We start from the raw sequence: 15,124 nt of genomic DNA, 5'->3' as shown, positions 1-15,124 counted from the left end.
GACACGCGCCACCCCTGCGGGTCCGGTACGCACGCCACTCACCCGTGGCCGACACACAAGAAAGTGGGCAGCACCCATGTCTACGCAGACCTCCGGTGTCGACGTGTTCGATCTCGGTTCCGAGCACGAGCAGGTCGTCTTCTGCAACGATCCCGCGACCGGCCTCAAGGCCATCATCGCCATCCACTCGACCGCGCTGGGCCCCGCTCTGGGCGGCACCCGCTTCTACCCGTACGCGTCGACCAACGACGCCATCACGGACGTCCTGAACCTCTCCCGCGGCATGTCCTACAAGGCCGCGCTCGCCGGCCTGGACCTCGGCGGCGGCAAGGCGGTCATCATCGGTGACCCGGCGACGCTGAAGAACGAGGCGCTGCTGCGTGCCTACGGCCGCTTCGTGCAGTCGCTCGACGGTCGCTACTACACCGCCTGCGACGTGGGCACGTTCTCCGAGGACATGGACCACATCGCGCGCGAGTGCGACTACGTCACGGGGCGCACCGTCGCCCACGGCGGCGCCGGCGACAGCTCGGTGCTGACGGCGTTCGGTGTCTTCCAGGGCATGCGCGCCGCGGCCGAGGTCGTGTGGGGCACCGACTCGCTCGCCGGCCGGACCGTCGGCGTCGCCGGCGTCGGCAAGGTCGGCCGCCACCTGGTCCGTCACCTGATCGAGGACGGCGCAACCGTGGTCGTCACCGACGTGCACCAGCCGTCGGTCGACGCGGTGCGCGACGAGTTCCCGCAGGTCACCAGCGTCGAGTCGACGCAGGCCCTCGTCGCCTCCGAGCTCGACGTCTACGCCCCCTGCGCGCTGGGTGGCGCGATCACCGACGAGGTCGTCGACGTGCTGTCGGCCAGGATCGTCTGCGGCGCGGCCAACAACCAGCTGGCCCACCCCGGCGTGGAGAAGGCCCTCGAGGACCGCGGCATCCTCTACGCCCCCGACTACTGCGTGAACTCCGGGGGCCTGATCCAGGTCGCCGACGAGCTCGAGGGCTTCAGCTTCGACCGGGCGCACCACCGCGCGACCGGCATCTTCGACACCACGCGCCAGGTCTTCGAGCTCGCGAAGACCGACGGTGTCGCCCCCGCGATCGCGGCCGACCGGCTCGCGGAGCGGCGGATGCGCGACGTGGGTCGCCTGCGTGGCCTCTGGCTGAACAGCTGAGCCGGACAGGCCAGCAACAACGAGACAGGGCCTCGCGTTCACAGACGTGGACGCGGGGCCCTTCTCATGTGGGCGGGTGACCCGTGACGACGAGGAGAGTCAGTCGCGCCGGGGCTCGACGTAGTCGGACCACTTGTCGAGCACCTCAGGGTCGACCTGGTCGGTGTCGTTGTTCTCTTCGCCATGCAGCTCATTGGCCAACGCACCGAAGTCCGTCTCGTGAGTGCGGTACTTAAGGTCGCGTGCGACCTTGGTCTGCTTGGCTTTCGCTCGGCCGCGCCCCATAGGGTCAGCCCCCTCGCACACTCGGCCGGGGCTCGTTGGCACCCGGGCTGTCCTCAAAGATTTCTCGTGGGGGTAACGCTACCTGCTGGGCGGCTGTTCCCGCACACCGAGGGAGCGTTTCGGCTGTGGATCACACCGAATCACCCAGATTCGGGGGGGATCCGCCCTCACCAGCCGGGGTGCTGGCCCGTCAGGGTGACCCGGCCGCCCCCGCCATCGCCTGCCTCGTCGGCCCGGACCTCGCCGGCGACCCAGGCCCGGATGCCGTGGGTGGCCAGCACCTCGATCGCGGTGTCGACGTCCTCGGGGTCGGTCAGCGAGACCATCCCGACGCCGCAGTTGAGGGTGGCCTCGAGGTCGGCCTGGGGCACCGAGCCGACCCGGCGGACCAGGTCGAAGACCGGCTGCGGGGTCCAGGTGGCGCGCTCGAGCGTCGCCGAGAGCTCGGCCGGCATGACCCGCTCGAGGTTGGCGGCCAGGCCGCCGCCGGTGACGTGGGCCATCGCGTGGGTGCGGGTCCGGTCGGCGAGCTCGAGGCAGGCCTTGGCGTAGATGCGGGTCGGCTCGAGGAGCTCCTCGCCGAGGGTGCGCCCGAGCTCGGGCACGTCGCGGTCCAGCTCCCACTTGGCGGTGTTGAGCAGCACGTGGCGCACCAGGGAGTAGCCGTTGGAGTGCAGGCCGCTGGCCTCCATCGCGATGACCGCGTCACCGGGTCGGACCCGGGCCGGGCCGAGGAGCTTGTCGGCCTCCACGACACCGGTCGTGGCACCCGCGACGTCGTACTCGTCGGGGTCCAGCAGCCCGGGGTGCTCGGCGGTCTCACCGCCGATGAGGGCGCACCCGGCGACCACGCAGGCCTCCGCGATGCCCTTGACGATGGCGGCGATCCGCTCGGGCACGACCCGGCCGGTGGCGATGTAGTCGGTCATGAAGAGCGGCTCGGCGCCGCACACGACCAAGTCGTCGACGACCATGCCGACCAGGTCGAAGCCGATGGTGTCGTGGACGTCCATGGCCTGCGCGATCGCGACCTTGGTGCCGACGCCGTCGGTGGAGGTCGCGAGGAGCGGGCGCTCGTAGCGGGTCAGCGCCGAGGCGTCGAAGAGCCCGGCGAAGCCGCCGAGGCCGCCGATCATCTCCGGCCGGCGGGCCTTGTCGACCCAGACCTTCATCAGCTCGATCGCCTTGTCGGCGGCCTCGATCGAGACTCCGGCGGCGGCGTAGGCGTTCTGCTGCTCGGTCACGGGTGCTGCTCCTGGGCTGGTCGTCCGGCGGGGATCAGGGGTTGTTCAGGACGGGGAGCGACTTGCCCAGCGTCGGGGCGCTCAGCGTCGACTCGAGGAGGTGCTTGCCGAGCATGCTCTCGTCGGGGAGCTCGATGGGGTACTCCCCGGTGAAGCAGGCCTTGCAGAGCCGGTCGGACGGCTGCTTCGTCGCGTCGATCATGCCGTCGAGCGAGATGTAGCCCAGGGTGTCGGCGCCGACGCTGGCGGCGATCTCCTCCGGGGTGAGGCCGTTGGCGATCAGCTCGGCGCGGGTGGCGAAGTCGATGCCGTAGAAGCACGGCCACTTGACCGGCGGGCTGGAGATCCGGACGTGCACCTCGAGGGCGCCCGCCTCGCGGAGCATCCGGACCTGGGCGCGCTGGGTGTTGCCGCGCACGATCGAGTCGTCGACCACCACGATCCGCTTGCCGCGGATCATGTGCTCGAGGGCGTTGAGCTTGAGCCGGATGCCGAGCTGACGCAGCGTCTGGCTGGGCTGGATGAAGGTGCGGCCGACGTAGGCGTTCTTGACGAAGCCCTGGCCGAAGGGGATCCCGCTCTCCTCGGCGTAGCCGGCGGCGGCCGGGGTCCCGGACTCGGGGACCGGGATGACCAGGTCGGCCTCGACGGGGAACTCGCGGGCCAGCTGGCGGCCCATCTCGACCCGGGACTCGTGGACGCTGCGACCGCTGATGGTGGCGTCCGGCCGGGCGAGGTAGACGTACTCGAACACGCAGCCCTTGGGGGCCGGCTCGGCGAAGGTGTGGGAGCGCAGGCCGTTCTCGTCGATGACGATCATCTCGCCGGGCTCGACCTCGCGGACGACGCTCGCGCCGATGGTGGCCAGGGCCGCGTCCTCGGACGCCACGACCCAGCCGCGGTCCAGCCGGCCCAGGACGAGCGGGCGGATGCCCTGCGGGTCGCGCGCGGCGTACAGGGTGTTCTCGTTCATCCAGACGAACGAGAAGGCGCCGCGGAGCGACGGCAGCACCTCGAGGGCCCGCTGCTCCAGCGAGGTGTCGGGGTGGTGGGCGAGCAGCGCGGTCACCAGACCGGTGTCGTTGGTCGACGCCTCGTGGTTCTTGGCGTGCAGCTCGAGCTCGTCGGCGGGACCCGGCAGCGCGGCGACCATGTCGCGCAGCTCGTGGGTGTTGATCAGGTTGCCGTTGTGGCCCAGCGCGATCGACCCGTCGGCGGTGGGCCGGAAGGTGGGCTGGGCGTTCTGCCAGGTGCTCGCGCCCGTGGTCGAGTAGCGGGCGTGGCCGATCGCAAGGTGGCCGTGCAGCGAGGCCAGCGTGGTCTCGTCGAACACCTGCGAGACCAAGCCCATGTCCTTGTAGACCAGGATCTGGCGGCCGTTGCTCACCGCGATGCCGGCCGACTCCTGGCCGCGGTGCTGGAGGGCGTAGAGCCCGAAGTACGTCAGCTTGGCGACGTCCTCGCCCGGGGCCCACACCCCGAAGACGCCGCAGGCGTCCTGAGGTCCCTGGTCCTGCGGGTCGAGGGCCAGGGTCAACCGGCCGTCGCCGCCCTTGCGGCTGGTGCTGGGGTGGGGCACGGTCCGAGTGTAGGGGGCGGGACAGACGCGTCCCATTCGCCGGACCCGCCGCCGCCCGCTCGGTCGACGGCACCCGGACAGTGTTCGACTACCGGAAACCACGGTGCCGGCGCGTTCGAACACCGGAATCTTGCGTATTCCTTGAAAGTAAAGACCGAGAACGGTGACGCACGTAACATGGCTCGGCAACCACCCATGAAGACGCGAGGGACGATGACCGGGGACATCACCGAGCACCAGCTGGATGCCGCTGACGCGGCCGAGCTGTCCGAGGCGCCTTCGCGGGATGCACTCCAGACCATCGCCGAGGGCGTCACCCAGCTGGCCGGCTTCGGGATCGCCGCCATCAGCGTCGTCCGCGACGACGGCCGCCTCGAGGTGATGGCCGTCGCCGGGTCCGACGACGCCCGTCGCGAGCTCCAGGGGCGCCGCACCCCCGTCGACAAGCTGCTCGCCGAGATCGAGAAGGCCGACGAGTGGGGCCTGCTGCGCTTCGTCCCCCACGAGCGCCTCGACCTCGGCCCCGAGGGCGACGCCTGGGGCTGGGTCCCCGACGTCGAGCCCATCGACGACCCCGACGCCTGGCACCCCATGGACCTCCTGGTCGCGCCCCTCCTCGACGAGTCCGGAGCGATGCGCGGCACGCTCGCGATGGACCTGCCCCTCGACGGCCGGCGACCGGGCGCCGAGCAGCGCCGCGTCCTGCAGAAGTACGCCGAGCAGGCCGGCCGCGCCGTCCTCACCGCGCTGGAGCGGGAGGCCCTGGCCCACCAGGTCCGGCTCGCCGACGCCGCCCGCCACATCGTCCGCAACGCCAGCGCCCAGCTGAGCATGAGCCGGATCCTGGCCGACAGCCAGGCGGCGCTCGTCGAGGGCTTCCAGGCGCGCGGCATGTGGATCCAGACCTTCGACGAGGACGGCCTCGGCACCGGCGCGATCTACTCCGCCAACGGCACCACCATCCAGCTCCCCGAGGAGCTGGTCAGCATCGCCGACAACGCCGCCCACCGGGCGTGGGAGCTGCAGCGGACCGAGGTCGTCTCCCCGGACCACCCCTTCGGACCCTCGATCACCGCCGGCCAGGGCGAGCGGATCCTGGAGTTCCTGGCCGCCATCGGCATCGGGTCGCTGCTCTTCGCCCCTCTGGGTGCCGGGCCCGAGTGCCTGGGCAACCTCGTGCTCACCCGGGAGCCGGGGGCGCCGGACTGGACCCACATGGAGGGGGCCACGGCGCTCGACATCGGCCACGACCTGGGCCGCGCGATCCTCAACGCGCGCGCCTTCGAGCGCGAGCACCAGCTCGTGGAGGAGCTCCAGGCGCTCGACAGCTACAAGAGCGAGCTGATCGCGACGGTCTCGCACGAGCTGAAGAACCCGCTCACCGCGATCATCGGCCACCTCGAGATGCTCGAGGCGTCGCCCGACCTGAACGGCACGACCCGCAGCTCGCTCGCGGCGATGGACCGGGGAGCCCGGCGCCTGGCCCGCGTCATCGACGACCTGCTGCTGCTCTCCAAGGTCGGCGACCCCACCAACACGATCATCCCGGCCCCGGTCGACCTGCACCGTGTCCTGGACGACGTGGTCGACCTCTCCTCGGTCGCGGCCGACCGCAAGCACCTGACGGTCCGGATCGAGGCGCCCGACGCGCCGGTGCTGGCGCTCGGCGACGCCGACGAGCTCGACCGGGTCTGCGCCAACCTGGTCAGCAACGCGGTCAAGTACACCCCCGAGGGCCGCTCGGTCACCGTCTCGCTCGCCCACGTCGGCGACCAGGTCGTCCTGGAGTGCAGCGACGAGGGCATCGGCATCTCCACCGCCGACCAGGAGCAGCTCTTCACCGAGTTCTATCGCTCGACCAACCCGGAGGCGATCGCCCAGCCCGGCACCGGCCTGGGCCTGGCCATCGTCAGCCGGATCGTGGGCCGCCACCACGGCCGCATCGAGGTCGAGTCGGCCCTGGGCAAGGGCAGCACGTTCCGCATCTACCTGCCGGCCGCCTGACCCGCGGCGCACGCCTCACATGTGCTGCTCGCCCTGCTTGATCGCTTCCCGGATGCGCGTGTAGGTGCCGCAGCGGCAGATGTTGCGGATCCCGTCGAGGTCGGCCTCGGTGATCGAGCGCCCCTCCCGCCGGGTCTTCCGCACGAGGGCCACCGCGGCCATGATCTGGCCCGGCTGGCAGTAGCCGCACTGGGCCACGTCGCGGTCCAGCCACGCCTGCTGCATCGGGTGCAGGTCGCGCCCAACGGTGTCCGGCAGGCCCTCGATCGTGGTCACCTCGTCGTCGCTGCTGAGGTCGCCCACGCGCACCGAGCACGGGTTGAACGCCTTGCCGTTGATGTGCGAGGTGCAGGCCTTGCAGACGTTGATGCCGCAGCCGTACTTGGGCCCGGTGACTCCGAGCAGGTCGCGGAGCACCCACAGGACGCGCACGTCGTCATGGACGTCGACGGTGATGGACTTGCCGTTGAGGACAAAGGTCTGGGTCGGCATCGCGCGCTCCTCAGTAGGTCTTCTTCAGGCCGTTGGTCGGCGACTGCGGGATGGGCGGGACGACCGGCTTGGGCCGGAACCGCAACGGGTCGCGGTGGTTGATCGGGAAGTACGTCGGCAGCTCGCCGGTCGCCCGTGCGAAGGCGCACGCGACCGCCGCGAACGAGGCCGCGACCCCCGCCTCGCCGGCGCCTCCGGGCTGGCCGGAGTCGGACGGCATCAGGATGACCTTCACCTCCGGCGGGGTGTTCCACTGGCGCGTGTAGAAGTAGTTGTCCCAGCTGGCCTCGAGGAAGTGGCCGTCGCGCAGGTGCAGGCTCGAGGTCAGCGCCAGCGCGATGCCGTCGTTGATGCCGCCCTGCATCTGGGCCTCCATGCCGCGCGGGTTGATGACCAGGCCGGCATCGATGGCGAACACGACCCGGGTGACGCGCGGACCGGTCGTGGCGTCCGGGACGTCCCGGTCGACCGTCGCGGGCCGGCAGTCGATCTCGACCAGGCAGGCGCTGGCGCCCTTGTACTCCTTGTGGATCGCGATGCCCTGGGCGGTGCCGGCCGGCATCGACCTGCCCCAGTCGCCGACCTTGGCGACCTTGTCGAGCACGGCGGCCACCCGGTCGTTGCGCAGGTGGCTGCGGCGGAACTCGTAGGGGTCCTTCTTGAGCTTCTTCGCCAGCTGGTCGACCACGAGCTCGCTGGCGCAGCGCACGTCGGGTGAGTAGATGTTGCGCATGCTGCCGGTGTTGAAGCGGTCGTCGGTCTCGGTCAGCGTCTGGGAGACCACCCCGAAGTCGTAGGGCACCTCCTGGGTCAGCGAGAAGATCGTCTCGGCGTACCCGAGGTTGCCGTAGCCCGCCGGGAGGTCCGCGGCCATGGCGCTGATGATCTCGCCGAGGCCGTGGCGGTAGTCCGTCTCGACGCTCGTGTGGGTCTGCTGGAAGGCCAGCACCTCGTCACCGGCGTGGGTGATCCGCACCCTGTTGGTCGACATCGGGTGCCCGCGGCCCACCCGGGCGTCGTCGGCGCGGTGCCACATGAGCTTGACCGGCTTGCCCATCGCCTGGGAGATCTTCGCCGCCTCGAGGGCACCGTCGAAGAAGAGCCGACGACCGAACGATCCACCGGCGGTGACGACGTTGACCGTGACCTGGTCCTGGGTCATGCCCAGCGCCTCGGCGATCCGCTGCTGGGCGGTGATCGGGGACTTCAGCCCGGCCCAGATCGTCGCGCGGTCGGCGCGGACGTCGGCGATGGCCGAGTTGGTGTCCATCGCGGAGTTGCTGCGGAAGTAGAAGAGGAAGTCGGCCTCGAGGGTCTCGGCCAGCGGGTTGTCGGGCGGCGCCGGCAGCGCGAGCTCGGCCGCCTTGAGCTCGTGGACGATGTCCTCGTCGGACTCGCCGGCGACCGGGCCGTCGTTCCACTCGACCTTCATCGCGCGGATCGCGTCGATGCACTGGCCGAACGTGTCGGCACGCACCGCGATGCCGGTGTCGACCTTCGCGAGGTCGCGGACGCCCGGCATCCGCGCGATCTCGGCCTTGTTGGTCAGCCGCTTCGGCGTGCCGTTGAGCGTGGGGGCGCGGCAGACCATGGTCGGCAGCGCGCCCTTCACCTGCTTGTCGGTGGTGAACTCCTTGCGCCCGGTGACCGCGTCCAGCGCGTCGACGCGGCCCTGGCCGACGCCGATCACCCGGAACTCCGAGGTGTCCTTGAGCTGGACCCCGACCGCCCTGGTGGTCGGGCTCGCGGCCTTCGACGCCAGCTCGGCGTAGGTGACGCTCGAGCCGTCAGGGGCGTGCACGACGCCGTTGCGGGCGTGGAGGTTGGCCACGGTGTCGCCGAGCACGATGGCCGCTGCGTCCATCAGGGCGCCCTTGGCGACGGCGGCGGCCACCCGGATCGGGGTGTACGTCGAGATCGTGGTGTTGGAGCCGCCGGTCAGCTGGTTGAACTGCAGCTCGGGTCGCGCCGGGGCCAGTGTCACCTTCACCTTGCTGACGGGGAGCTCGAGCTCCTCGGCGATCAGCATCGCGCTCGAGGTGGTGATCCCCTGGCCGACCTCCATGCGAGGCAGTGCGAACGACGCGGTCCCGTCGTCGTGGACGGTGACAGTGATCAGGTTGGCGGTCGGCCGACACGAGTCGGTGAGCATGTCGTTGAGGTCGTAGAGCTCGGCCGGCTGGGGCGCGGTCGGCGCGGCCGCGGCGGCATCGACGAGGCCCAGGTCGGCGGCGGCCACGAGGGTCGCTCCGCCGAGGACGTAGCCGAGGAAGCTGCGTCGTCGGACCGAGATCCGGTGGGCATCCTCCTCGAGATCGGTGGCGGGGCCGTCGGGCTGGTCGGTGCGGGCGCGTGCGTCCACGGTCATGCGATGTGCCTCCAGAGCGTCGGCCGCGGGCCGCCGAGGCGGTCCGGGCGTCGTGCTCCCTCCCTGGGTCCAGCGTGACAGCCGTCACGCGGACGCACCATGCGCGCGATGCCCACGATTGGAGCGCCTGCTCTGTGCAGACTGCACAGCGACGGGTCAGCGGTGCAGGCCGCTGCGGAGGGCGCGGAGGGCCAGGCCGAGCTCGAGAGGGGGCACTCCGTCCAACGATTCCCGTCCGACGAGCCGAGCGACCCGGCGCAGCCGGTTGATCACCGTGTTGCGGTGGCAGTGCACCCGGGCGGCGGTGTGGGTGGTCGAGCCGCCGGTCGCGACCCAGGCGTCCAGGGTCGCCAGCAGGGAGGCCTGCTCCCCTGCCGGCAGCGTCAGCAGCGGGCCCAGCCAGACGGCGACCAGCCGGCCGGCGACCTCCGGCGAGGTGAGCAGCAGCGCCTCCGGGAGCCGATCGTCGAAGGCGGCCACGCCCGGCTCCCCGTCGAGGGTGCGGACGGCCAACGAGGCCTGGCGCACCCCGGTGTCGACGCCGGCCAGGCCGGAGACCACCACCGACACCCCGACCGGCCACGCCACCGCGCCGCGGAGCGCCGCCAGCGCGCCGTCCGGGTCGGCCCGGTCGTCGGAGCCCAGCGCGACCAGCCCCACCGTGCCGCCGGTGCGGCGCACCCAGGCGGTGGTCCGCGGTGCGAGCGCCTCCTCCAGGCGCGGGACGTCCAGGCCCTCCCCGGTCACGACGAGGTAGTTCCCGCCGACCGGCACGTCGAGGATGCGGGCGGCCTCGTGGGCGAAGCCCGGCTCCTTGGCCCGGCCGCTCAGCACGCCCTCCCACAGCTCGGCCCGCAGCTGCTCGTCGGCGCGCACCGCCGCCCGCTCGGTCGCGTGGTAGGCCGCCGCGACCTGGGCCGACGTCTCGTCGACGACCTCCCAGAGGCGGGTGCCGACCTCCCGCAGCTCCTCGGCGTCCAGCGCGGCCCGGGCCTGCTCGACCAGGTCGTCCCAGATCAGCCGCCCGCCGATCCGGAACGAGCGCAGGACGTCGTCCAGCGGGAGGCCCTGCTCGGCCCGGCGGCGCCCGGTCGCCCGGGCAGCGTCGTACGCCGCCTCGGACTCGTCCGGGACGGCGGCACCCTGGACGGCGACGCCGAGGAGCTCGAGGACCCGGCCGATGTTGTCGTGGCAGGAGCTCCGCAGGTCGGGCAGCGGGACGACCCGGGTCGCGCGGTAGCCGGGGTTGCTGTCGACGATCGCGTCGACGAGCCGGTCGGTGAGCGGGTCGACCCGTGCGGCGCGGTGCCCCGCCAGGAAGGCGAGGGTCGCGTCGCGCACGGGTCGCGGACCCGTCAGCGCTCGGTGAGTGCGCCGAGGTTGTGCAGGAGCAGCGCCTCGGCCAGCACGACCCGCTCGAACTCCGCGAGGTGCAGGCCCTCGTTGGCGCCGTGGGCGCGGGTGTCGGGGTCCTCGACGCCGGTGACCAGCACGCTGGCCTGCGGGAACGCCTCGAGGAACTCGGCGATGAACGGGATCGAGCCGCCGACGCCCATGTCGACGGGCTCGGTGCCGTCCCAGGCGGTGGTGAACGCGGCGCGGGCGGCGTCGTACGCCGGTCCGGTGGCCTCGATCTGGGTCGCCTCACCGGTGTCGACGACCGTGAAGGTCAGCTCGGCGCCCCACGGGACGTGCGCCTCGAGGTGGGACCGGAGGCACTGGACGGCGTTGGCGGTCGTGTCACCCGGGGCGATGCGCATCGAGATCTTGGCACGGGCCGAGGCGACGAGGGTGTTGCTGGCGCCCTCGACCTTGGGGGCGTCGAGGCCGGTGATGCTGAGCGACGGCTTGGTCCAGAGGCGCTCGACGATCGGGCCCTCACCGATCCACTCGATGCCCGGGTTGGCTCCGGACTCGGCACGCAGGCGCTCCTCGGGGTACTCCACGTCGGCGGCCGGGCCGCTGTGCAGGCCCTTGACCGCGACGTTGCCGGCGTCGTCGTGCAGGGTGGCGATCAGGCGGCTCAGCGTCATCAGCGAGTCGGGGACCAGGCCGCCCCACATGCCGGAGTGGACGGCGTGGGTCAGGGTGCGGACCGTGACGTCGGCGCGGACCAGGCCGCGGAGGCTGGTGGTCAGCGCGGGGACGCCGATGTCCCAGTTGCCGGAGTCGGCGATGACGATGACATCGGCGGCGAGCTTGTCCTGGTGCTCCTTGAGCAGCGCCGGCAGCGTCTCGGAGCCGACCTCCTCCTCGCCCTCGATGAACATCGTGACGTTGACGGGCAGGTCGTCGCCGTACACGCGCAGCGCGCCGAGGTGGGCGGCGATGCCGGCCTTGTCGTCGGCGGCGCCGCGGGCGTAGAGGCGGTCGCCGCGCTCGGTCGGCTCGAACGGCGGGGAGTCCCACTCGGCGTGGTCGTTCTCGGGCTGGACGTCGTGGTGGGCGTAGAGCAGCACGGTCGGGGCGCCCGCTCGGCCCGCCTTGTGGGCGATCACGGCCGGGGCGCCGCCCTCGGCGCTGACGATCTCGACGGAGTCGAACTTCTCGGCCCGGAACAGCTCGGCGACGGCCTCGGCACTGCGCTGGACCTCGCCCGCGCGGGCGGGGTCGGCGCTGACGGACTCGATGCGGACGAGGTCCTCGAGGTCCTTGCGGATGCCGGGGAGGACGCCCTCGACCCGGGCCTTGATGCTGTCGATCTCGCTGCTCATGGGCGCCAACCTATCCGTGGCGGGGGCCGGGGGTGAATCCGGATAGTCCCCAACGCAGTTGCTGCGGAGCACGGCATTTCACGACATCTGCGTTGGGGACTACCCCAGCGGGAGGTACGGCGCGAGGTTGGTGCGCTCCCCGCTGGCCCGGAGCAGCGCGGACTCCTCGGCCTCGGCCCAGGCGAGCGCGCCGGTGGCGAGGGCGACCCAGGTCGCGGGGTCCATCTCGACGACGGCGGGCGGGGTGCCGCGGGTGTGGCGGACGCCTTCGACGACCTGCACCGCGGCGTACGGCGGGACGCGGACCTCGACGGACCGGCCGGGCGCGCGCGTCTCGAGCAGGGCGAGATAGTGCTTGGTCAGCAGCTTCAGGTCGGCCGGGGCCGCCGCGTCCGCGGCGAACCGGGCGGTGGCCTCGGCGAGGGCGGCCGGGTCAGCGGGGCGGAGTCGGGCGGGCACGGGTCGAGCCTAGGAGCCTAGGCCTCGTCGAGCCGGGGCTGGGGCTGGAGCACCTGCATGAGGAGGTAGGTGCGACGGGCGACGTCGTCGCGGCCGCGGGTCCGCGCCACCCACGACTCGACGAGGTCGGCGAGCTCGGTCGCCATCTCCTCCGCCTCGGCCTTCGTGAGCTTGACGGTCTGGTTCATCATCGTGCGGATCGCGTCCTCCTCCTTGTCCCCAGATGGGCCGTCGGAGAGGACGAGGTCGATGAGGTGGTGGGCCCAGTCGGCGGTGTTGCGGCGGAACACCGCGACCGCCGCCCGGCCGCCGGGCGCCTTCGACAGCTCGCTCAGGTCGGCGCGCAGCCCGCTCTCGGAGCTGGCCTTCCACACCCGGTCGCGCTTGTCGCGCGCCTCCTCGGGCGCCTCCTCGACCAGGCCGTACTTGGCCAGCTGGCGCAGGTGGAAGCTCGCCTGGTTGGCCGGGATGTCCAGGACCCGGGCCAGGTCGGCCGCGCGGGTCGGACCGCCGGCGGCGATCTCGCCGAGGATCTGGGTGCGCACCGGGTGGGCGATCGCGCGCAGCAGCCGGGGGTCGTGGATGGGGCGGTCCGCGGGCATGGAGGAAGCCTACCCAACTTTCGCAAGAACCATTGCGCAACATTACGTGCGCAATATATGGTGCGGGACATGACCGGCTACCGCGCCCTCGCCCGCAACCACGACTTCACCGTCCTCTGGGTCGGGCAGACCGTCTCCGAGCTCGGCAGCCGGATCAGCATGTTCGTCTTCCCGCTGCTGGCCTTCGCGCTCACCCACTCGCCCGTCCAGGCGGGTCTGGTGGAGGCGGCGCACCTGCTCGGCATGTGCGCGGCGCTCCTGCCGGCCGGGGTCCTCGCCGACCGCACCGACCGACAGCGGGTCATGCGGATGGCGAGCGCGGCCGGGGTCCTGCTCTACGCCTCACTCGTCGTCGCCGGACTCATGCACGCGCTGACCATCCCCCACCTCGTCGTCGTCGCGCTGCTGACCGGCGTCGCGACCGGGTGCTTCGGCCCGGCCGAGACCTCCGCGGTCCGGGCCGTGGTGTCGACCGAGGAGCTGCCCACCGCGCTGAGCCAGAACCAGGCCAGGCAGCACGTCGCCTCGCTGGTCGGCGGCCCGATCGGCGGCCTGCTGTACGGCGTCACCCGCTGGCTGCCCTTCGCCGCCGACGCCGCCAGCTTCGCGATCTCCTGGGTGATGCTCGGCCGGATCCGCACCGACCTCTCCGCCCCGGTCCACGAGGGGCCGCGACCGAGCCCGCGCCAGGACATCGCCGAGGGGCTGCGGTTCATCCTGGCCCGGCCGTTCTTCCGGGCCCTGCTGGTCTACGCCGCCCTGTCGAACCTGGTCGTCAACGGGATCTTCTTCGTGGCGATCATCCGGCTGATCCGCGCGGGCTTCCACCCCGCCGAGATCGGCCTCGTCGAGACCGCCGCCGGCATCGGCGGCCTCCTCGGCGCGGTGGCGGCGCCCACGATCATCGACCACATGGCCACGGGCCGGCTCACGGTGGTCGGCGCGTGGAGCTTCGTGCCCCTGGTCATCCCGATCATCTTCTGGAACAACCCGCTGGTCGTCGCGTTCGCGCTCGGCGTCGGGCTCCTGCTCAACCCGGCCGGCAACGCGGGCATCAGCGCCTACGCGATCGCCCAGACCCCGGACCACCTCCAGGGCCGGATGGGGGCAGCGACGCGCTTCCTCGCCATGTCGGTGATGCCGCTCGCACCGGTGCTGGGCGGCGTGCTGCTGAGCACGCTGGGAGGTCCTGCTGCCGTGGCCGCAATGGCGGTCGCGACCGCGCTCTGCGCCCTCGTCCCGACCCTGGCGCGCAGCGTCCGCGACGTGCCGCGCCCGATCCACTGGCAGGCCGAGCTCGCCGCAGCCGCACCCGCCGAGGTGGTCAGCGCAGGTCGTTGAGGATCGCCAGAGTCCGGGTCCACGCGGCGGAGCCGGCGTCGATCAGCGTGAAGTGGTCGCCGTCGACCGCCACCAGCTCGGCGCTGGCGCCGGCGGCCGTCGCGTGGGCGACGTACTGCTCGGACTGCGAGAGCGGCACGATGTCGTCGCCGGTGCCGTGGATGCAGACGACCGGGACGTCCAGCGGGACCTGCTGCATGGGGTCGGCGGGCGCGTCGTCGGGGCCCGGCGGGTGGCCGAGGAACGCCTCGACGGCCCCGCCGCCCAGCCCGTCGTCGTACGCCGCGCGCAGGTCGAGCACGCCGGCCTGCGACACGACCCCGGTGAGCGGGACCCGCGCGGCCCAGCGGTCGAAGCGGCCGCGGCTCGCGGCGAAGGCGGCGAGGTGGCCGCCGGCGGAGTGGCCGAGGGCGAGCACCGTGGAGGTGTCGACGTCGAGCTCGGCCAGCTTGTCGATGCCGGCGGCGATGTCGTCGAGGGTGGCCGGGGCGCCGCCGCCTCCCCCAGATCCAGCAGGCCCGACGCGGCGGTACTCCAGGTTCCACGCGACCCAGCCGTCCGCGGCCAGCGACCCGGCGAGCGGCCGACCCAGCGACAGGTCGTAGGCCGACTTCCAGAAGCCGCCGTGGATGACCACGACGACCCCCTTGGCGGCGCCCGTTGGGAGGTAGAGCTCCCCGAACTGACTGGGGTCCTCGCCGTAGGCGTGGGTCTTGTCGGGCACCGTGGTCTCCCTCGTCGATCCGTCCCCGCAGGCTGTGAGGAGTCCGAGGCCGGCCAGGACGAGGACGCTCCTCCGGCTCGGCTGCACGGCCCCATGATGGCAGCCGTCCGGCGCTAGCCTGAGCAGGAGGCGAGGGAGGTCGGT

13 protein-coding genes are annotated in these 15,124 nt (G+C 72.2%); 3 read left to right on the top strand and 10 right to left on the bottom strand.

Annotated features, from left to right (window positions below; genetic code table 11):
• Positions 1 to 76 precede the first annotated feature (76 nt).
• A complete protein-coding gene (locus tag FB382_RS00180) occupies positions 77 to 1,168 on the top strand; it encodes a Glu/Leu/Phe/Val family dehydrogenase (protein WP_182535740.1) in 1,092 nt (363 codons plus the stop codon).
• Positions 1,169 to 1,267: 99 nt separating this feature from the next.
• Here the strand turns inward: FB382_RS00180 and FB382_RS00175 are convergent, their stop codons facing one another.
• From FB382_RS00175 to purF, 3 genes are all read right to left on the bottom strand, one after another.
• A complete protein-coding gene (locus FB382_RS00175; RefSeq protein ID WP_125037389.1) occupies positions 1,268 to 1,453 on the bottom strand; it encodes a DUF3073 domain-containing protein in 186 nt (61 codons plus the stop codon).
• Positions 1,454 to 1,620: 167 nt separating this feature from the next.
• Entirely contained in the window at positions 1,621 to 2,697 is a 1,077-nt protein-coding gene (gene purM, locus FB382_RS00170) for a phosphoribosylformylglycinamidine cyclo-ligase (RefSeq protein ID WP_182535738.1), read from the bottom strand.
• A 34-nt stretch (positions 2,698 to 2,731) separates the two neighbouring features.
• On the bottom strand, positions 2,732 to 4,276 hold the full coding sequence (gene purF / locus FB382_RS00165; protein ID WP_182535736.1) for an amidophosphoribosyltransferase: 1,545 nt from the start codon (positions 4,274 to 4,276) through the stop codon (positions 2,732 to 2,734).
• A 213-nt stretch (positions 4,277 to 4,489) separates the two neighbouring features.
• Between purF and FB382_RS00160 the strand changes: the two genes are divergently transcribed.
• Complete coding sequence (locus FB382_RS00160; protein WP_182535734.1) at positions 4,490 to 6,280, top strand: sensor histidine kinase; 1,791 nt, start codon at positions 4,490 to 4,492, stop codon at positions 6,278 to 6,280.
• Positions 6,281 to 6,295: 15 nt separating this feature from the next.
• On the opposite strand, the gene FB382_RS00155 is transcribed toward FB382_RS00160, so the two are convergent.
• The 6 genes from FB382_RS00155 to FB382_RS00130 form a co-directional block, all read right to left on the bottom strand.
• Positions 6,296 to 6,772, bottom strand: coding sequence for a (2Fe-2S)-binding protein (locus FB382_RS00155; protein WP_182535732.1), 477 nt, complete (start codon positions 6,770 to 6,772; stop codon positions 6,296 to 6,298).
• A 10-nt stretch (positions 6,773 to 6,782) separates the two neighbouring features.
• A complete protein-coding gene (locus FB382_RS00150; RefSeq protein WP_182535730.1) occupies positions 6,783 to 9,140 on the bottom strand; it encodes a molybdopterin cofactor-binding domain-containing protein in 2,358 nt (785 codons plus the stop codon).
• Positions 9,141 to 9,296: 156 nt separating this feature from the next.
• Complete coding sequence (locus FB382_RS22725) at positions 9,297 to 10,481, bottom strand: RsbRD N-terminal domain-containing protein (protein ID WP_182535728.1); 1,185 nt, start codon at positions 10,479 to 10,481, stop codon at positions 9,297 to 9,299.
• Positions 10,482 to 10,495: 14 nt separating this feature from the next.
• Entirely contained in the window at positions 10,496 to 11,854 is a 1,359-nt protein-coding gene (locus tag FB382_RS00140) for a dipeptidase (protein ID WP_182535726.1), read from the bottom strand.
• Positions 11,855 to 11,953: 99 nt separating this feature from the next.
• A complete protein-coding gene (locus tag FB382_RS00135; RefSeq protein ID WP_125037382.1) occupies positions 11,954 to 12,313 on the bottom strand; it encodes a sterol carrier family protein in 360 nt (119 codons plus the stop codon).
• Positions 12,314 to 12,330: 17 nt separating this feature from the next.
• Positions 12,331 to 12,915, bottom strand: coding sequence for a winged helix-turn-helix domain-containing protein (locus FB382_RS00130; protein WP_182535724.1), 585 nt, complete (start codon positions 12,913 to 12,915; stop codon positions 12,331 to 12,333).
• Positions 12,916 to 12,984: 69 nt separating this feature from the next.
• Here FB382_RS00130 and FB382_RS00125 point away from each other — a divergent pair, with 69 nt between their 5' ends.
• Positions 12,985 to 14,256 carry an MFS transporter gene (locus FB382_RS00125; protein WP_182535722.1) on the top strand — a complete coding sequence of 424 codons (1,272 nt, stop codon included), beginning with the start codon at positions 12,985 to 12,987 and terminating at the stop codon, positions 14,254 to 14,256.
• Here the strand turns inward: FB382_RS00125 and FB382_RS00120 are convergent.
• Positions 14,240 to 14,980, bottom strand: coding sequence for a prolyl oligopeptidase family serine peptidase (locus FB382_RS00120; protein ID WP_220481203.1), 741 nt, complete (start codon positions 14,978 to 14,980; stop codon positions 14,240 to 14,242). The two genes, FB382_RS00125 and FB382_RS00120, sit on opposite strands and share 17 nt — an antisense overlap.
• Positions 14,981 to 15,124 lie beyond the last annotated feature (144 nt).

Source organism: Nocardioides ginsengisegetis (assembly GCF_014138045.1).
GTDB classification, from domain to species: domain Bacteria; phylum Actinomycetota; class Actinomycetes; order Propionibacteriales; family Nocardioidaceae; genus Nocardioides; species Nocardioides ginsengisegetis.
The sequence above is the reverse complement of the archived record's forward strand: the minus strand, read 5'-3'. Positions and strand labels throughout refer to the sequence as shown.